The organism is Halopelagius inordinatus (genome assembly GCF_900113245.1).
GTDB classification, from domain to species: Archaea; Halobacteriota; Halobacteria; order Halobacteriales; family Haloferacaceae; genus Halopelagius; species Halopelagius inordinatus.
This window is the reverse complement of the sequence record NZ_FOOQ01000001.1, coordinates 955,622-972,265: the sequence shown is the minus strand read 5'-3', so window position 1 is coordinate 972,265 and position 16,644 is coordinate 955,622. Positions and strand designations below refer to the sequence as shown.

The window sequence follows — 16,644 nt, the reverse complement described above, 5'->3', positions numbered from 1 at the left end:
GGAATCGGTCGAACGTCGAGGCGCGAAACCCGTGGCCGACGCCTCACCCGCGCCGTTCGAGGATGCGCCGCACGATGCGGCCCGTCGAGAGCAGTTCGCCCTCGTACCGCGGTTCACAGGGCGAGGCGCGGGTCACGTCGCAGTCGATGCCGCGTTCGGCGAGGGCGGCGCGGATACCGTCCTCGTCGTGGTGTTGGTCGTGGCCGAGGACGATGACGTCGGGTTGGATGCGTTCGATGGGGACGAAGATGTCCTCGCGGTGGCCGAGGTGCGCCTCCGTCACCATCTCCAACGCGTCGACCATATCCCGCCGTTGGGCGTCGGGGAGAATCGGCTTGGCCTTGTGCGTCACGTTCTCTCGGCGGGCGACGATGACGTGGAGTTCGTCGCCGAGGGCGGCGGCGTCGCGCAGATAGTGGAGGTGACCGGGGTGGAGGATGTCGAACGTCCCCTGTGCGATGGCCGTCGTCATGCGTCGTCTACGTCCAAGTCGTCCTCGGTGAAGTCGAAGAACTCTTCTGGGTCGTCTAACTCCACGTCGAGGACGTCCAGACTCCGCCGGTCGCCGTACTGGTCGAACGCCCGCCAGTCGGTCCGTTCGTACGGCGCGCCGATGATGATGTGGACCTTCCCGTTACCGAACGTGTCCAAGTCGGCGTCGCTCGGTTGCAGGACGCCGTTTGGGTGCGAGTGAATCGACCCGACGGCGCGCATGTCGTTGGGAATCATGTTCGAGTTCACGGTTGCGCTCGTCGGGTCGGACTCCGTTCCCGGAATGATGAGGACGTCCGTGACGACCGTTCCCCGTCGGTCGAGTCCGAGACTCCGCGCGTCTTCTCCTCGGAGAAAACCCATGTACTCGTTCGGGTGCGTTTCGCGGGAGGCCTCGAGTGCGAACTCGAGTGCGTCCTCGGCGATGCCGAGAATCTCTCCCGACCGAAAGAGGCGCATGCTACGAACTCCGGCGCGTCGCCTTCTAAGAGTTGCGGTCCCGCCGACCACCGAATCGACAGACGGCGCGGCGGTGGCTCTCCGCGCGCCCGCCGCGAGGAAGCGCCAGTCTCACGGCGTTCGATAGCCGACGGGCGGTATGGCCGCAGACGACGCCTCCGAGACGCCGCCGCCCGAGGAGATTCGAAGTCGCGTCGAACCGCTGTTCGACGCCCCCGTGACAGACCTCACGGAACTCGACGGCGGGTTCGTCGGCACCGTCTATCGACTCTCCGTGGCGGGCCGCGACCCGGTGGTGGCGAAAGTCGGGGCCACTCCGCTCACCGTCGAAGCCGAGATGCTCCGGTATCTCGCCGCCGAGTCGTCGCTTCCCGTCCCGGAGGTGTTCCACGCCGAGGACGACTTGCTCGTGATGGCCTACGTCGAGGGCGACGACGACCCGACGTTCGGGCCCGAACTCCAACGGGCCGTCGCCGACCACCTCGCCGCCCTCCACGACGTGACCGCCGAGGCCTTCGGCTTCCCGCGCGACACCCTCAGCGGGCCGTACCGCCAACCGAACCCGTGGACCGACTCGTGGGTCGAGTTCTACCGCGACCACCGCCTCCGCCACTGTGCCGACGAGGCAGTCGCCGAGGGTAGTCTCCCCGCCTCGTACCGACGGCGTATCGAGGCGTTCGCCGAGGAGATAGACGCCGTCCTCTCGGAACCCGCGGCCCCCGCACTCGTCCACGGCGACGTCTGGGAGGCGAACCTCGTCGTCTCCGGCGACGACGTTCGGGCGTTCTTGGACCCCGCACTCTACTACGGCCACCCGGAGGTCGAACTCGCGTACGTCGCGGGCACCGAGGCGTTCGAGGACCCGTTCTTCGACCGCTACCGGGAACGCCGCGGCATCGACGCCGGATTCTTCGAGAAACGGCGTCCGGCCTACCGGCTCTATCCGGTTTTAGAACACGTCCGAGTGTTCGGCGACCGATATCTCTCCGACCTCGACGAGACGCTCTCGCGTCTGGGGTACTGACCGTCGTCGCCGGGGGTCCGCCTCGAACCGACGCGTCGCCGTTCGACATCGGCTACCACCCCACACCACTCGTCGGCCCATCATGTAAAGCTTAACACCGCCCGACCACTTGGTGCGACTATGACTCTCGAAAACGCCGGAGATTCCGGCGGCGAGTCGGGTCCGGATTCGGACGCCGAGTCGCGACCTGTCGTCTACGATCTCGCACCGAACTGCACTCTCGACGATACCGAAGTCGACGCCCGCTACCACGCCGTCGTCAACGGCGTCGTCGAGTACGGTATCTTCGTCGACGTCTCCGACGAGGTGTCGGGCCTCGTCCACGAGTCGAACCTCGACCGCACATACGAGGTGGGCGACCGCCTCATCGTCAGTCTCGACGAGGTCAAAGAGAACGGCGACGTCGCCTTCTCTTCGGTCGACCCCGACGACTACCGGACCATCGTCGTCGAACACGACCACGACATCACCTCGATAGCGGACCTCTCGTCGGGCGACAGCGTCCACGTCGAGGGGACCGTCGCACAGATAAAACAGACCGGCGGACCGACCATCTTCCGCATCGTCGACGAGTCGGGCATCGTCTCGGCCGCCGCGTTCGAGGAGGCGGGCGTCCGCGCGTACCCGAACGTCGAACTCGGCGACGCCGTCCGACTCGGCGGCAGCGTCGAGAACCACGAGGAGAGCCTCCAGTTGGAGGTCGATTCGCTCGCGAAACTCGACGGCGAGGACGCGGCGGACGTCCGACGGCGTATCGACGGGGCGCTTCGGTCCCGCGCGGAACCGGCCGAAGTAGAACCCCTCGTGGAGTGGGACGCCTTCGAGAAACTCCGCGACGACCTGCGCGAGGTGGCGCGTCTGCTCCGCCGGACCGTCCTCGAAGGCCGACCGATTCGAGTCCGCCACCACGCGGACGGCGACGGCATGTGCGCCTCGGTTCCGGTCCAACTCGCACTGGAGAACCTCATCGCCGAGGTTCACGACGACCCCGACGCGCCGCGGCACCTGTTCAAGCGACTCCCCTCGAAGGCCCCGTTCTACGAGATGGAGGACGTGACCCGCGACCTGAACTTCGCGCTCGAAGGCCGCGCGCGCCACGGTCAGAAACTCCCCCTCCTCCTCATGCTCGACAACGGGTCGACCGAAGAGGACGTCCCCGCCTACGAGAATCTCGCGCACTACGACGTGCCAATCGCCGTCGTCGACCACCACCACCCCGACCCCGAGGCGGTCGAACCGCTTCTCGACGCGCACGTCAACCCGTACCTGTACGACGAGGACTACCGCATCACCACCGGCATGATGTGCGTCGAGCTCGCGCGGATGATAGACCCGACCATCACGGACAGTCTGCGCCACGTCCCCGCCGTCGCCGGACTCTCCGACCGGTCGAAGGCGGAGGTGATGCCCGAGTTCATCGCCCTCGCGGAAGACGAGGGCTACGACCGCGAACAACTGCTTGACGTGGGCGAAGCGCTCGACTACGCGGCTCACTGGCTCCGCTACAGCGACGGTCAAAGCATCGTCAACGACGTGTTGAACGTCGGCTGCGACGACGACGAACGCCACGAGGAACTCGTCGCGTTCCTCGCGGACCGCGCCGAACGCGACGTGACGCGCCAACTCGAAGCCGCGGAGTCCCACCTCCAACACGAACGCCTCGACAGCGGTGCGCACCTCTACAAGATAGACTTAGACGAGTGGGCGCACCGGTTTACCTACCCCGCGCCGGGCAAGACCACCGGCAAACTCCACGACCGAAAGGTGAACGAACTCGGCCAGCCCGTCATCACCATCGGCTACGGACCCGACTTCGCCGTGCTCCGTTCGGACGGCGTCCGCCTCGACATCCCGCGGATGGTCGCCGAACTCGACGAGGAAGTCGTCGGCGGCGGCGTCTCCGGCGGCGGTCACCTCGTCGTCGGCTCTATCAAGTTCGTCAAGGGGATGCGCGAGGAGGTCATAGACAGTCTCGTCGAGAAGATGGCCGACGCCGACATCGACGAGGAGATCTCCTCGCAGGCGTCCGTCGAAACCGACCTCTCGTAGAACCGCTCACGTCTCGAACCGAACCGTTTTCTTCGTCACCCACGCCGCGAGTCCCAGCGAACAGAGTGCGCCGAGAGCGAGCGTCACCGTCGTCTTCGTCTCGGACCCCCACCACCCGTCGTCGCCGCCGAGTTCGCTCGCCCGCCAGTCCGCCTCGAACGCCGCCCCGTAGTACGACGCGGGGCCGTCGCCGACGAGTTCGACGACGACTTCGCGGTTCTCCGTCGCGGCGTGGTCGTTCCAGTTGAGACTGCCGACGAACGCCCGTTCGCCGTCCACGACTGCGCCCTTCGCGTGGACCTTTCCGAACCGGCCGTCCGGGCGGGCGACGCGCGCTTCGATGTCGTACCCCCGTTCGCGGAGTGTCCGCGTCCGGTTGACCACCGCCGCGTTCGCCTCCTCGTCGTACCACGCGTTCGAGAGCAGTATCCTGACGCTGACGCCGCGGCGGGCCGCCCCCGCGAGTGCGTCGAAAAGCCGCCCGTCCGTGTCCACGCGCGGCGCGAGGACGTCGATACTCCGATTTGCCTCCTCGACCCGTTCGACCACCTCGGACCCGGCGTTGCCCGGTGCGGTCAGGACGCGAACCTCCTCGACTGCGACGGACTCGGCGGCGACGCGTCTCGGGAAGTCGCCGCCGGAGGGCGACGCCTCGACGAACGACCGCCCCTGCCGGTACCGCCGCCACGGGACGGCGTCCGCGCCGCCGAAGTCGTGTTCGAACACCGCCGCCAGTTCCTCCGCGGTTCGCGCGTCGTCGAGGCGGACGCCCCACCCTCGGTTCTCCCGTCCGCCGGTTCCGCTCGGTTTCCAGTTCTCCGTCGAGACGAGGGCTCTGCCGTCGACGACGGCGTATTTGGCGTGGTGGTAGTCGAACCGCGCCCGCGGCCCGGAGACGACGCGGACGGCGACGCCCGCCCGCGCCAGTCTCGCAAGCGTCTCCGCCTGTCGCGTCGAGACGCCGCCGACGGGACCCCCTTCGACGAGGACGCGAACGTCCGCGCCGCGGCGGTTCGCGGCGACGAGTGCGTCGGCGACGCGCCGCGAGGAGAGCGTATACCCCGCCAGAAGGAGACGGTCGTCGGCGCTCCGAAGCGTCTCGCGGACGACGCTCGGGTCGTCGGGCAGAACGAACGCCGTCGCGTTCGCGGGTCCGGTCGAGACTGCGTCTCGGAGGGTCAGACCGCGCGGAACCCACCGCTTTTCGGTCGCGTTCCAGCGTTCGGCGTCCGGGGCGCGCCCGTACGTCGTCTCGTCTACGACGACGCCGTCGCGCCGAAGAACCAGTCTCTCCCCGGCGTTCGACAGGCCGAGACGCGCGGCGACGACGCGGCGGTCGGTGAGGGTCCGCGTCCGCGCGGGGTCCGCCGAGAGAGCGACGACGCCCTCGTCGGGCGGAACAGTGACCGTGGATTCGCCGTCCGAGAGCGTCAGGTTCGACGCCCCGCCCGCGCGGACGACGACGTACTCGCCGTCGTCGCCGTCGGTCAGCGGATTCGGGTACGCGCCGAGAATCGACGGCGGGCGGGCGGAGGCGTTCGCCGCGGCGGCCGCCGCCCCGTCCGTCGCCGTCTCCGCGGACGGGGGCGCGGCGGCGACGGGAGACGCGAGTAGACAGCACAGCACGCAGACGGCGAGCATCGAGGCGGTGCGACTGAGCGACACGGCGGAGGTGGTCCCGGTATCCTACTTGAACGTTCGGCGCGCCGCGCGGGTGGAGAGCGGAGACGGGGCGGAAAAAAGCGGGGTGACGGAGCGTCGGTTACGCCGTCGGCTTCCCGGTTCCGGTCGCTCCCGACTCCTCCGAGGAGAGCCACTCGGAGGCGATTTCGGCCTCGTTTTGGACGAGGAACGAGCGGTCGTCGGCGTAGTCTGCGGCCGTTTCGAGGGCCTCGTCGGTACCGATCTGTCGGAGGGCCCACGCGGCGGCGGCCCGGACGTTGTCGCTCTCGTCGTCTTCGAGCGTGTTCGAGAGCGGTTTCACGGCCCGCGTGTCGCCGACGAGTCCGAGGGCGCGCGCGGCGAGAGGACGGACGACGTCGTTTTCCATCTCCAGTTTGTCCGCAATCGCCTGCGTCGCGTCCGGCGAGCCGATTTCGCCGAGGGCTTTCAGCGTCACCTTCTGGAGTTGCGGGTCCGAGTCGGCGTCGACGTACTCGACGAGCGTCTCGACTGCCTCTTGGGCGCCCTCACCCATCTTTCCGAGCGCTTTGATCGCCCGCTTGTCCCGGCGCTGGGCGAGTTGGTGCATCTCGTCGAACGCCTCGGGGTCGCCGAGTCGGATGAGAGCCTCCATGCAGTGTCGCTCCATGAAGTCCGACTGGAGGCTGTCGTTCGCGAGCAGAATCATGTCGACGCGGCCGCGCTTCTCCCACTCTTTGAGTGCGGCCCACTCCGGCGGGAAGTCCTTGTAGTGGCCGAGCACGTCGTAGAACCCCTGCGCTTGGAGTTGCTCGTTGGTCTCTAAGTCGTCCCACTCTTGGGCGTCTTCGAGTCCGGACTCCAGGTCGTCCGTCGCGTCCAGAAGCGACGCGATGGTCTCCTCGTCGTCGTCGGCGTCGAGGGCCGCGGCTTCGACGGCGGCGATGGCCTCGTCGAGCGCCGAAGTGAGGTCGGACTCGTCGGTTCCGTCGACGGAGACGGAGGCGTCGAGAATCTCGGTTACGTCCGCGGCGAACGACTCGACCACCTCGACGATTTCGCCCTCGCCGCGGTCGGTCCAGCGAGTGTCCGAAATCTTCGACTGCGCGGACTCGATGTCGTCGACCACGTCCGAGGCGTACGGGCCGCGCTTTGCTTCGAGTTCGTCGCGAAGTTCCGAGAGCGTCGATTCGAGTTCCTCGCGGGGGTTCTCGGCGTCCTCGTCGTCTTCGTCGTCCTCGTCGGACTCCGGCAGGGCGGCTTCGAGGTCGGTCTCGATGTCGTCGAGTCTCGCCTCCACGGCGTCGAGGTCGGACTCGGTTTCGGCGGCGTCGAGTTCCTCTCGCGTCTCGCTCAGGCGCGTGTCGAGCGAATCGGGCGTGATAGCGACCGACTCGTCGGTGTCTTCGGCTCCGGACGATTCTTCGGCGGGCGTCTCGTCGTCCCCGTCGCTCATATGCGAGAAATCCGTGCGTGTACGAAAAGAGCGTTTCCCTTCGGGTTTCGTCTCCCGCCCGAAGGCGAAAAACGCTCGGAGGCTGTTGCGACCGACGCCCTACCCATCGTCGCGGGCCATGACACGGTCCCGCGACGGACAAACCGGTCGACCGCTGGCAGTGAGTACTGTGCTGACAGCCAGCGGGCTATCTTGAACGCGTTCGTACTTGACGCTGCCGCGAGTTTTCAGTCGGTGAATCGACAAGTCACGGAGTGAATGCGTCCGCTGTGCGAGACGCCCGTTCGGTCGCGTCGCGCGCCGCCGCTGGTCGCCATCGAGTCCGTTATCGGTCCAGAGAGGTGACGACGTCCGCGGAGATCGCTATCCATCCGTCCGGGTTCCCGCGTTCGGAAAAGACCGTTCGGTCAGGAGACGTCTGGTGCGCGAAGACGGTGGCGTTCGATTCGTCGGGACCGCTGGCGCTCGAATCCCGACCGTCCGTAGGTGCCATGAGAGAGCGATACAGACGCGCCGATATGAGAGTATTGATTCAGTTATTGTCTCGAAATATATCGTGTAACGGTCAATGCCGCACGAAGTTCCGCGTCCGATAGGGGTTTGAGTACGTCGTCCGAACGGCCGACGATGACCGACTCTCTGTTTACGCCGTTGACGCTCCGACGAACGGAACTGCCGAACCGGGTGATGGTGTCTCCGATGTGTCAGTACTCCGCGGAGGACGGCATCGCGACGGACTGGCACCTCGTCCACCTCGGCAGTCGCGCCGTCGGCGGTGCCGGCGTCGTGATGATGGAAGCGACTGCGGTGTCGCCGCGCGGCCGCATCTCGCCCGGCGACCTCGGTATCTGGTCGGACGACCACGCCGACGCCGTCGCCGGAATCGCGGATTTCGTCCGGTCACAGGGGAGCGTTCCGGCGATTCAGTTGGCGCACGCTGGCCGCAAGGCGAGCAAACACCCCCCGTGGGAGGGGTCGACCCCGGTTCCGGAAGACGAGGGCGGATGGGAGGTTCTCGCGCCGAGCGACGACCCGTACCCGTACGAGGGCGGTGACGCGCCCGACACGCGGGAGATGACCGGAGAGGACGTAGACGCCGTAATCGATCAGTTCCGCGCGGCGGCCGAACGCGCACTCGACGCGGGGTTCGAGATAGCCGAGGTTCACGCCGCCCACGGCTACCTCCTCCACGAGTTCCTCTCGCCGGTGACGAACGACCGCGACGACGAGTACGGCGGGTCCTTCGAGAACCGAACCCGCCTCGTCCGCGAGGTGACGCGGGCGGTCCGCGACGTCTGGCCCGAGGAGAAACCCGTCTTCGTCCGCATCTCGGCGACCGACTGGTTGCCGGACCGCGAGTCGTGGGACGTAGAGCAGTCGGCGCGTCTCGCACCCCTCCTCGCCGAAGAGGGCGCTGACCTCATAGACGTCAGTTCCGGCGGCATCCACCCCGACCAACAGGTCCCCGACCCGGGGGCGGGCTATCAGGTCCCCTACGCCGAACGAGTCAACGAGGCGACGGACATCGCCGTCGGCGCAGTCGGCGGAATCACGGAACCCGAACACGCCGACGCCATCGTCCGGAACGGGCGCGCCGATCTGGCCGTCGTCGGGCGCGAACATCTCCGCAACCCGTACTTCACGTTAGAGGCGGCCCACGAACTCGGCGAGGACGTGGAGTGGCCCGTTCAGTACCACCGCGGGACGTTCGACTGACCGGCGGCGTCGTCCCGACTGCGTTCGAGAGCGTTCGACCGACCGCCCCTTTTTCTCCGTCCGCGCCGAAGGAAGACGCATGAGTCCACGACGCGACGACGGCCGCGAGAACCGTCGGACGGAGTCCGACGACGAACTCGCGGCTCTCCTCTCGGACCTCGAATCGACCCTCGGGGACCTCCGCCGAGAACTCGACGCGCGAGACGGACGGAAAAGCGGGGAACCGACCGACCGCGAACGGGAGCGGTACGGCTACAGACCGCCCGAACGGGGCGACGGACGGGACCGAGGCGATGGACGGGACCGAGGCGATGGACGGGACCGAGGCGACGGACGACGCGGAGAGTCGCCGCTTCCGCGCCCGCCGAGCGTCGGCGAACTACTGCGCTTCACGGAGGAGTACACCATCCCGACGGTCGTGGCGGCGTTGGAGGCGACCATCCGGTCGCTCGAACTCCTCCGGCGCGTCCTCCGCCTCGCCGACCCCGGCCGGTCGGCGTTCGGCGACGACGCCCGCGGCGGCGAACGGACCGCGGTGGACCGACTCGCGCGCAGTCGAGTGGGTCGAGACGCTCTCTCGGGCCTCGACGGCGCGCTTTCGGAGATGCGAACCGCGCTCTCGGAGGCCGACTTACCCGAAGACGAGGCGTCGCGGTCCGTCCTCGAAGAGGCGCGAGGACTGGTCGACGAGATAGAGGCGCGCATCGACGAGGCCGAACGCGCGCGAGGGGAGACGCGCGACGCCGACCGGAGAGACCGGGAAGGACGAAGCGACGACGCCCGACGCGACCGGACGGGCGGACGGCGCGAGTCGGTCCGTATCGACGTGACGGACGAGAGCGCGACGGACGAAAGCGAGGAGGAAGAAAACGAGTCCCCGGCGGACGACAGACCGAAAGTGGACGTGGAGGCCGAACTGGAGTCGATACGGCGAGAGATACGCGGAGACGCCGAACCGTCGGCGGACACGGAGTCGGATGCGTCCCCGGACGAATCCGACGAGGACGGTGCGAGCGACGCGGACGACGCGGACGACGGCCGAGGCGGTTCGGGCGTCGCCGACGAGCAAACCGCAGCGAACAGTCAGGATTCGCCCGACGACGCCGTCGAGAGTGACGACGCTAACGCAGACGCGGACGACGACCGGTGAGGGCCGAGAGGGTCAGTCCGTCAGCAACGGTCATAGCCGCCGCAGCACCCGGTTAGGGCCACGACGACGCTGATGGATGTCGTGCCGTGCGACCCCTGCGAGGACGACTGCGCCGTCGTGACGGTTGACGAACGGGCGACGGCGGCGGCGCTTCGAGACCAGTGTTAGTACGCCGACTCGAAGAACTCCACCTCCAGTTCGACCGTCTGCTCGAAGAGTCGTTCGACCCGCCTCCGACGACGCGGTGAGATGGACTCACCCTCTCGGTCCAGTTCCGACCGAAGCCATCCCACGAACTCCGCGAACCCCTCGTTCGCGTGGAGTTCGACCCACTCAGCGAGGTAGAACCGCTCGGGCGACGCACCGTCGACAGCGCTCGCCCACTCCAGATACGCCCACTCGGCGGGCACGAGGACGGCCAGCGTCTCCGCGTACCCGCCCTCCGCGGCGGCCCGGCGCAGGAGATTCTCGAACGCCCGCGTCGTCGGCGTCAGCGTCGGGCCGGCGTCCTCGGCTCTCGGGACGTCCAACGCGTCGAAGGTGCGCTCGAAGTAGTCGTTCTCGTCGGCGGTGAGCGTCCCGAGAAAATCGACGAGTCGCCCTTTCGACGCCATCGTCGGCGCGTCTCCGACGGCGTGTCCGAACGCCCCGACGAGCGTTTCGAGGAAGGCGTAATCCTGCACCACGTACCGTCGAAACGCGTCGTCGTCGAGTTCGCCGCTCCCGAGTTCGCGTGCGAACCGGTGCTCCGTCGCGTCCGACCACGCCGGTTCCGCGCGTTCGCGGAGCCAGTCGGTGAATCGGGGCTTCTCGCGCGTCTCCGCGTACGCCTCGTAGGTATCGGGGACGTCCCCGTCGTCGCTGACACTCATACTCACCCGTCGCGCTTCCGACACATATACTCGGGTGATATCACTCTGTTGTTCGGGTCGTCTCACGTCCGGATTCGAGGTACGGGTCGGGACGGCGATGGAGACGACGACGGGGTCGAGCGTTCCGGGAGGCGGTCACTCGTCGAGTCGGTTTCGCGTCCCGTCTATCGCTATCTGAATCACGAAGAAGAAGGCGGCGACGATGACCGGCACTCGCCAACCGAACGCCTCCTGCACGTAGCCGTACGCGAACAGGACGACGAACACGACGAGCGATTGCAGCAGTCGTTCTCGGAGCGAGCGTCCTTCGAGGTCCATGGGGAGTCTCTCTCGGTACGGCGAAAGACGCTATCGAATCGCGTCGGCGCGGACGGCGATTCACCGCCGCGGGGAGTTCCGTGCTTTATCCCCACCGCGGTCGTACGGCGGCTATGGATGGTCAGTTCGAGCGTGCGCGTTCGGGTGTCCGGGCGGCCGTTCGCGAGATGCGACGGGAGGACATCACGTTCATGGCCGCCAGCATCGCCTACCACGCACTCGTCTCGCTGCTACCGATTTTCCTCCTTTTGTCGCTTGTTCTGTCGGCCACCGGGCGGGGACGGTTCGTCGGAACCGTCGTGAGGCTCACGGGCGTCTTCCTCCCGGAGGCGGGTCAGCAGGTGGTGGCCAATGCGCTCGGCGGCGCGACCGGCAGCGTCGGTCTCTCGGTCGTCAGCGTCGGCGTACTCCTGTGGGGGACGAGCAAGATATTCCGCGCGATGGACGCGGCGTTCGCACAGATATACGACACCGAACGGAAACTCTCGCTCGTGGGGCAGTTCAGCGACGCGCTCATCGTGGTGCTCGCGGTGGGCGGGGCTGCCGTCGTCGCGGTCCTCGTCGGCTCGGTCGTCGTCGTGCCCGACGGAATGCCGTTCTCGTGGGCGCTCGACGGCCTCGTGGCCGTCCTCGGACTGACGGTCGCGTTCTTCCCGATGTACTACGTCTTCCCGAACATCGACGTCTCGGTCCGAGAAGTTCTCCCCGGCGTGGTGGTCGCAGCGGTCGGGTGGACGAGTCTGGAGTGGCTCTTTCACCTGTACGCCTCGGCCTCCAGCAAGCCCGACATCTACGGGTTACTCGGAACGGTGTTGCTCCTCGTGACGTGGCTCTACGTCGGCGGTCTCGTGTTGCTCGCGGGGGCGTCGGTGAACGCGACGCTGTCGGGGCGGGGCGGCGACCAGACGACGCGGCGGCCGGGAAAGCGGCAGTTCGGAAGAGAGGTGCGAGACGCCGAGACCTTCGAGAACAGACTCGACAGACTGGTCACCCAGGCCGACGGCGCCGGCGTCTCGGCGGCGGCCGTCCGAGAGACTCTCCGGCGACGCGCCGACGCCGTCGGCGACGCGCGAGGCGACGAAGCGCCCGAGACGGCGGGGTCCGACGACCGGTCCCGAGGGGGCTGAGCGCCCATTCAGACCGGCTCGAACCGGTAGCCGTCCCACGCTTGGCTCTCTTTCTCGCGGATTCCCGCGTCGGGGTCGCGGAGTTCCTCGCAGTAGACGGGCCGTACCTCGTCGCCGATGGACACCTCGCTTTCGGTCGCGTCCGCGACGGTGAGTTGGCCGATGGCGCGGACGGGTTCGCCGTCGACGTCGAACTCGACGACCGCGAGTGAGTTGGGTTCGCGGACGCCCGGCGGCGTCGCAGTCGAGGTGGTCCACGTGATTATCTCGGCGGTGTAGCCGCTCAAATCGACGGTACCGACGGGTTCCTCGCCGTCGGGTCCGACCGGATGGCCGGGGTAGGTGATGCTGCCGTCGGGGTAGCGGTACGCCTCCATCTCGCGTTCGTCGCTCATTGTCGGGCCTCCATGATGGTCGTGGTGACGCAGTTTCCGAACCCGCCGACGTTGCAGGCCAGACCGACGTCCGCCTCGACCTGTCTGTCTCCCGCCTCACCGATCAACTGCTGGTATATCTCGTACACCTGCGCGACGCCCGACGCGCCGAGGGGGTGGCCCTTCGACTTCAGGCCGCCCGAGGTGTTGATGGGTAACTCGCCGTCGCGGTCCGTGACGCCCTCCTCGACGGCTTTCCAGCCCTCGCCTTTCTCGAAGAAGCCGAGGTCCTCGGACTGGAGGAATTCGAGGATGGTGAACATGTCGTGCAGTTCCGCCACGTCCACGTCGTCGGGGCCGAGACCGGCCATCTCGTAGGCGATATCCGAGGAGTTGACGACGCCGCCCATCGTCGTCGGGTCCGCGCGTTCGTGGACGACGTGGGTGTCCGTCGCGCCGCCGATACCGGAGACGACGGCGTAGTCGTCCGTGTACTCGCGCGCGACGGACTCCGGGCAGAAAAGCAGGGCCGCAGAGCCGTCTGTGATGGGACAGAAGTCGTAGAGGCGGAGGGGGTCCGCGACGACGGGCGACTCCAGAACCGTCTCTAAATCCACCTCCTTTCTGAACTGGGCGTGGGGGTTGTCCAGACCGTTCTTGTGGTTCTTGACGGCCACCTTCCCGAGAGACTCCCGAGGGGCGTCGTACTCGTCGAGGTACAGACGCGCGGTGAGACCCGCAAACGACGGGAGCGTCACGCCGTGTTTGTACTCTACGGGGTGCGTCAGAGAGGCGATGACGTCCGTCGCCTCCGCCGTCGACCGGTGCGTCATCTTCTCGCCGCCGACGAGCATCGTCATCTCCGAGGCGCCGGAGGCGACGGACTGCCACGCCGCGTAGACGCCCGCCCCGCCGGAGGAAGACGTCTGGTCGATGCGGGCGGTGTACGCCGGGACCGCCGCCAAGTCCTGCGCGAGAGCGTTCGGGACGCCCGTCTGTCCCTCGAACTCTCCGCTCGCCATGTTCGAGACGTACAGATGCTCCACCTCGTCGGGCGCGACGCCCGCGTCTTCGAGGCAGGCCTGTCCGGCCTCGGCGAGCAACTCGCGTATCCACGCGTCGCGTTGCCCGAACCGGGTCATCGACGCGCCGATGACTGCTACACGTTCCATATTCGGAGACTGCCTGCCACCCGTTTACCGATTTCCCTTCCAATCGCGTGTCGAACGGTTTAACAAAACGGCGTCCGGAACCGCCGATATGAACACAGAGTCTGCCGCGTCGGCCGTCGGGGCCGTCGCCTGTCTCCTTTTGGCCGCCGTCGTCTTCGCCCCCGCACTCCTCGTCACGCAGTCGAACGTCGGCGTCGCGGCCTACTACGCCGCCGGACCCGTCGGCCTCTCGGTCGTCGGATTCCTCGGACTTCTCGGCGTCGTCGTCTTCCTCGCGGGGCGACAGGGACGAACCGACGCCGCCACCGTCGCCGGTCTGGTCACCGTCCTCGGCGTCGCGATGCTCGCGTTCGCCCTGCTTTGGGTGGTCTCTCTCGACTCGAACCTGATCTACAGTTTCCCGGCGCAGTACGCGTGGATAGCCGACCACCGGTGGGCCGTCGCCGCCGTCGCCGCCGTCGTCGCCGTCGCAGGCGGCGCGTACGCGTGGAGCGTTCTCGACTGATACGGCCGCCGTTCTCCGTCCGTCCCCGTCGTCTCCGCCGCGCCGTCCACCGATTGACGCGACCCCGAGTCGAAAGCCCCTTATGTGACGATGGGGTAAAGAAGGATGGACTAGGTCGGGCAGCCAGGCCCTGCCCTTCACCCGCAATTTCGGCCTTTAGCGGGGACCGAAACCGGGGGCGTCCGGTCAGACCGACACGGGCCCCGGGAGCCAACGTCGAAGCCTCGTCCCTCGGGGACAGCGGACCGTGGAAGCCGACCGCAGGGTCGGTTGCACGCGGTTCACCGGTGATACCCCGCCAGGCGCGGAAGCGAGCAACGGACCGCCGGACGTGCGTCGCTCGAGGGATCGCGGGGTGGAGGAGGCAACCGGGACTACCCGTGCCGGAACGCCGGGCAAACCCGTCGTCCGCCACTCATACCTCATCGATACTCGTTCTCCGAGCGACGGCGTTCGCGACGGGCAGATACCCCGCACGGGCTTCCCGGATGCTGTGATTTATACCGAGCACCACCGTTTCGATTCGAATATCCACGATGGGTTCGGGAGTCGGCGGCACCGCGGGGCTGTTTCGCGACCGAGAGTTCGCGGCACTCGCCGGAACCGCGTTCGCGCGGAGTCAAGCGTACTCGACGATACTCATCGCTCTCGCCCTCTACGCCGAGCAGTTCGGGACGACGGGGTTCGTCGAGGGACTGTTCGGAACCGCCTTCGCCGTCGTTCAACTGCTCATTGTCCTCCCACTCGGACGGAAAGTGGACACGGGCAACGCAAAGCGGTTTCTGCTCGCCGGACTCGCTCTCAACGTCGTCGTCTTCTTCGGATTCACCCTCGTCCAGAACTCGACGCACGTCGTCCTCGTCCGGATGCTCCAAGGCCTCGGCGCGAGCATGCTCTGGATTACCGGCTCTACGGTCGTCGGCGAGATTAGTCCCGACGACGCCAGCGGTCGGTGGCTGGGCGCTTACAATCAGGTGGCGGCGTTCTCCAGTCTCGCGGGCGACGTGGTGGGCGGCTACCTGCTCTACGCGTACGACTTCGCGCTGACGTACGCCGTTCTCAGCGGCGTCACCGTCGTCGCGTTCGTCCTCGTGTGGCGCTACCTCCGCACGAACCCCGGCGGCAGGAAAGACCCGGAGGACGCGACCGGCGCAGAGACGCTCCGCGCCCTGTTCTCTCGGCCGATGATTCGGTCGCTCGTCTTCTTCCGCCTCGCGTTCAGCGTCGGTAAGATGGCCGTCATCATCTTCCTGCCCATCTTCGCCCGCGTGGAGTTCGGCATCAACGCCTTCGCAATCGGCTGGATCCTCGCGGGCGGGAAGGTGACGAAGACGCTCGTACAGGGGTACATGGGCGACCTAACCGACAGACTCGGCGGGAAACACCGGTTCGTCGCCGCCGGCGCACTCCTCTACGGCGTCGGAACCGCGCTCATCCCGCTCGCGCTGTTTTTCGAGGGCGTCGTAGACCCCGTCACGTTCTCCGCGTTCGGCGACACACAGCGACTCGGCGGCGCGTTCTTCGCTCTGTTCTTCGCCTACGGCGTCCTCGGAATCGCGGACAGCATCCGCCTGCCCGCGAGTATGGCGCTTTTCGTCGAAGAGGGCGAACGGTTCGACTCCGTGGCGTCGAGCATGTCGCTTCGCTCCATCTCGTGGAAGATAGGGCAGGTGGCGGGGCCGGTGCTCGTCGGCACCATCAAGGACTTCGTCTCCACGACGGTGGCGTTTCTCACCGCCGCGGGCTTCGTCCTCGTGGCGACGGGCGTGTTCGTCGCGACGTACTACCGGTCTGCAGGCGCGGAGGCGACGACGCCGACGCCGGGCGACTGAACGCCCGACTCCCCGAAGCCGTCGGCTACAGAGCGTATCCTCCGTGTAAAACTGAGCACCGCCGCAGTCGTCCGCTTACGCGGTGGTCGTTCGGTCGGGGTCGTCCGTCTCCGCGTCGGCTTCTACGTCGTCGTCCGTCGAGGCGTCGTCCGCGGCGGCGCCCTCTTTGATTTCGTTCTCCAGTTCGTCGCGTCCGCGTCTGAACTCGCCCATCGCTTGACCGGTCGAACGCGCGAGTTTCGGCAGTTTGTTCGCGCCGAACAGCAACACGATGATGAGAAGCACTATGAGCATCTCCGGTCCGCCGGGTATCCCGGGGAACAGAGGAACGAGTATGTCTGTCATCGAACCACCTACGGGCTCAGCCGTTATCAACTTGTCAGCCGCGGCGCTCCGCAGTTCGTCGGCGGAATACGGCCGATATCGCCGCTCACGGCGCGTCTCGGTGCGTTTCGTC

At 67.3% G+C, this 16,644-nt stretch carries 17 protein-coding genes and 1 other RNA gene; 8 read left to right on the top strand and 10 right to left on the bottom strand.

What is annotated here, in order from left to right; all coding sequences use genetic code 11:
- Positions 1–43: 43 nt before the first annotated feature.
- The gene (locus BM167_RS05070; protein ID WP_092889649.1) at positions 44–472 is read right to left on the bottom strand and encodes an FAD synthase family protein; all 429 of its coding nucleotides are present in this window, start codon (positions 470–472) and stop codon (positions 44–46) included.
- The gene (locus tag BM167_RS05065) at positions 469–951 is read right to left on the bottom strand and encodes a Mov34/MPN/PAD-1 family protein (RefSeq protein ID WP_092889646.1); all 483 of its coding nucleotides are present in this window, start codon (positions 949–951) and stop codon (positions 469–471) included. Before BM167_RS05065 ends, BM167_RS05070 begins: the two co-directional genes overlap by 4 nt.
- Positions 952–1,090: 139 nt before the next feature.
- Here BM167_RS05065 and BM167_RS05060 point away from each other — a divergent pair, with 139 nt between their 5' ends.
- Both BM167_RS05060 and BM167_RS05055 read left to right on the top strand, forming a co-directional pair.
- A complete protein-coding gene (locus BM167_RS05060; RefSeq protein WP_092889643.1) occupies positions 1,091–1,975 on the top strand; it encodes a fructosamine kinase family protein in 885 nt (294 codons plus the stop codon).
- 120 nt (positions 1,976–2,095) lie between these two features.
- Positions 2,096–4,024, top strand: coding sequence for a Hef-associated nuclease (locus BM167_RS05055; RefSeq protein ID WP_092889640.1), 1,929 nt, complete (start codon positions 2,096–2,098; stop codon positions 4,022–4,024).
- Between the two features lie 6 nt (positions 4,025–4,030).
- On the opposite strand, the gene BM167_RS05050 is transcribed toward BM167_RS05055, so the two are convergent.
- The 3 genes from BM167_RS05050 to BM167_RS18335 form a co-directional block, all read right to left on the bottom strand.
- Positions 4,031–5,689, bottom strand: coding sequence for a phospholipase D-like domain-containing protein (locus tag BM167_RS05050; RefSeq protein ID WP_245781305.1), 1,659 nt, complete (start codon positions 5,687–5,689; stop codon positions 4,031–4,033).
- A 97-nt stretch (positions 5,690–5,786) separates the two neighbouring features.
- Positions 5,787–7,121, bottom strand: a complete 1,335-nt coding sequence (locus BM167_RS05045) for a HEAT repeat domain-containing protein (protein ID WP_092889637.1) — start codon at positions 7,119–7,121, stop codon at positions 5,787–5,789.
- Between the two features lie 325 nt (positions 7,122–7,446).
- The gene (locus BM167_RS18335) at positions 7,447–7,614 is read right to left on the bottom strand and encodes a hypothetical protein (protein WP_177213284.1); all 168 of its coding nucleotides are present in this window, start codon (positions 7,612–7,614) and stop codon (positions 7,447–7,449) included.
- A 134-nt stretch (positions 7,615–7,748) separates the two neighbouring features.
- Between BM167_RS18335 and BM167_RS05040 the strand changes: the two genes are divergently transcribed.
- Complete coding sequence (locus BM167_RS05040; RefSeq protein WP_092889634.1) at positions 7,749–8,837, top strand: NADH:flavin oxidoreductase/NADH oxidase; 1,089 nt, start codon at positions 7,749–7,751, stop codon at positions 8,835–8,837.
- Positions 8,838–8,916: 79 nt separating this feature from the next.
- Positions 8,917–9,987, top strand: a complete 1,071-nt coding sequence (locus BM167_RS05035) for a DUF7547 family protein (protein WP_177213283.1) — start codon at positions 8,917–8,919, stop codon at positions 9,985–9,987.
- 164 nt (positions 9,988–10,151) lie between these two features.
- Here BM167_RS05035 and BM167_RS05030 read toward each other — a convergent pair whose 3' ends face one another.
- Both BM167_RS05030 and BM167_RS05025 read right to left on the bottom strand, forming a co-directional pair.
- Positions 10,152–10,859: a TenA family protein gene (locus BM167_RS05030; RefSeq protein ID WP_092889631.1), complete on the bottom strand. Its 708-nt coding sequence runs from the start codon at positions 10,857–10,859 to the stop codon at positions 10,152–10,154.
- Positions 10,860–10,994: 135 nt separating this feature from the next.
- Positions 10,995–11,177, bottom strand: a complete 183-nt coding sequence (locus tag BM167_RS05025) for a hypothetical protein (protein ID WP_092889628.1) — start codon at positions 11,175–11,177, stop codon at positions 10,995–10,997.
- 113 nt (positions 11,178–11,290) lie between these two features.
- Here BM167_RS05025 and BM167_RS05020 point away from each other — a divergent pair, with 113 nt between their 5' ends.
- Positions 11,291–12,304, top strand: coding sequence for a YihY/virulence factor BrkB family protein (locus BM167_RS05020; protein WP_092889625.1), 1,014 nt, complete (start codon positions 11,291–11,293; stop codon positions 12,302–12,304).
- Between the two features lie 8 nt (positions 12,305–12,312).
- Here BM167_RS05020 and BM167_RS05015 read toward each other — a convergent pair whose 3' ends face one another.
- Together BM167_RS05015 and BM167_RS05010 are read right to left on the bottom strand one after the other, a co-directional pair.
- Positions 12,313–12,699 carry an OB-fold domain-containing protein gene (locus BM167_RS05015; RefSeq protein WP_092889622.1) on the bottom strand — a complete coding sequence of 129 codons (387 nt, stop codon included), beginning with the start codon at positions 12,697–12,699 and terminating at the stop codon, positions 12,313–12,315.
- A complete protein-coding gene (locus tag BM167_RS05010) occupies positions 12,696–13,850 on the bottom strand; it encodes a thiolase family protein (RefSeq protein ID WP_092889619.1) in 1,155 nt (384 codons plus the stop codon). The genes BM167_RS05015 and BM167_RS05010 overlap by 4 nt, the downstream gene beginning before the upstream one ends.
- Before the next feature lie 88 nt (positions 13,851–13,938).
- On the opposite strand from BM167_RS05010, the gene BM167_RS05005 reads away from it, so the two are divergent.
- From BM167_RS05005 to BM167_RS04995, 3 genes are all read left to right on the top strand, one after another.
- A complete protein-coding gene (locus tag BM167_RS05005; protein WP_092889616.1) occupies positions 13,939–14,355 on the top strand; it encodes a DUF7548 family protein in 417 nt (138 codons plus the stop codon).
- A gap of 103 nt (positions 14,356–14,458) precedes the next feature.
- An RNA gene (gene ffs, locus BM167_RS05000) (signal recognition particle sRNA) lies at positions 14,459–14,769 on the top strand.
- Between the two features lie 122 nt (positions 14,770–14,891).
- Positions 14,892–16,187 (top strand): MFS transporter, encoded by a 1,296-nt coding sequence (locus tag BM167_RS04995; protein WP_092889613.1) that lies wholly within the window; start codon positions 14,892–14,894, stop codon positions 16,185–16,187.
- A gap of 75 nt (positions 16,188–16,262) precedes the next feature.
- Here the strand turns inward: BM167_RS04995 and BM167_RS04990 are convergent, their stop codons facing one another.
- Positions 16,263–16,532, bottom strand: a complete 270-nt coding sequence (locus tag BM167_RS04990) for a Sec-independent protein translocase subunit TatA/TatB (RefSeq protein WP_177213282.1) — start codon at positions 16,530–16,532, stop codon at positions 16,263–16,265.
- Between the last annotated feature and the right edge of the window lie 112 nt (positions 16,533–16,644).

What these genes read in the sequence shown, in the direction of transcription:
- BM167_RS04995 (WP_092889613.1), top strand. Translation starts at nt 14,892, where the DNA reads ATGGGTTCGGGAGTCGGCGGCACCGCGGGGCTGTTTCGCGACCGAGAG.
- BM167_RS18335 (WP_177213284.1), bottom strand. Translation starts at nt 7,614, where the DNA reads ATGGCACCTACGGACGGTCGGGATTCGAGCGCCAGCGGTCCCGACGAA.
- BM167_RS05070 (WP_092889649.1), bottom strand. Translation starts at nt 472, where the DNA reads ATGACGACGGCCATCGCACAGGGGACGTTCGACATCCTCCACCCCGGT.
- BM167_RS05065 (WP_092889646.1), bottom strand. Translation starts at nt 951, where the DNA reads ATGCGCCTCTTTCGGTCGGGAGAGATTCTCGGCATCGCCGAGGACGCA.
- BM167_RS05045 (WP_092889637.1), bottom strand. Translation starts at nt 7,121, where the DNA reads ATGAGCGACGGGGACGACGAGACGCCCGCCGAAGAATCGTCCGGAGCC.
- BM167_RS05015 (WP_092889622.1), bottom strand. Translation starts at nt 12,699, where the DNA reads ATGAGCGACGAACGCGAGATGGAGGCGTACCGCTACCCCGACGGCAGC.
- BM167_RS04990 (WP_177213282.1), bottom strand. Translation starts at nt 16,532, where the DNA reads ATGACAGACATACTCGTTCCTCTGTTCCCCGGGATACCCGGCGGACCG.
- BM167_RS05060 (WP_092889643.1), top strand. Translation starts at nt 1,091, where the DNA reads ATGGCCGCAGACGACGCCTCCGAGACGCCGCCGCCCGAGGAGATTCGA.
- BM167_RS05020 (WP_092889625.1), top strand. Translation starts at nt 11,291, where the DNA reads ATGGATGGTCAGTTCGAGCGTGCGCGTTCGGGTGTCCGGGCGGCCGTT.
- BM167_RS05010 (WP_092889619.1), bottom strand. Translation starts at nt 13,850, where the DNA reads ATGGAACGTGTAGCAGTCATCGGCGCGTCGATGACCCGGTTCGGGCAA.
- BM167_RS05025 (WP_092889628.1), bottom strand. Translation starts at nt 11,177, where the DNA reads ATGGACCTCGAAGGACGCTCGCTCCGAGAACGACTGCTGCAATCGCTC.
- BM167_RS05040 (WP_092889634.1), top strand. Translation starts at nt 7,749, where the DNA reads ATGACCGACTCTCTGTTTACGCCGTTGACGCTCCGACGAACGGAACTG.
- BM167_RS05055 (WP_092889640.1), top strand. Translation starts at nt 2,096, where the DNA reads ATGACTCTCGAAAACGCCGGAGATTCCGGCGGCGAGTCGGGTCCGGAT.
- BM167_RS05035 (WP_177213283.1), top strand. Translation starts at nt 8,917, where the DNA reads ATGAGTCCACGACGCGACGACGGCCGCGAGAACCGTCGGACGGAGTCC.
- BM167_RS05005 (WP_092889616.1), top strand. Translation starts at nt 13,939, where the DNA reads ATGAACACAGAGTCTGCCGCGTCGGCCGTCGGGGCCGTCGCCTGTCTC.
- BM167_RS05030 (WP_092889631.1), bottom strand. Translation starts at nt 10,859, where the DNA reads ATGAGTGTCAGCGACGACGGGGACGTCCCCGATACCTACGAGGCGTAC.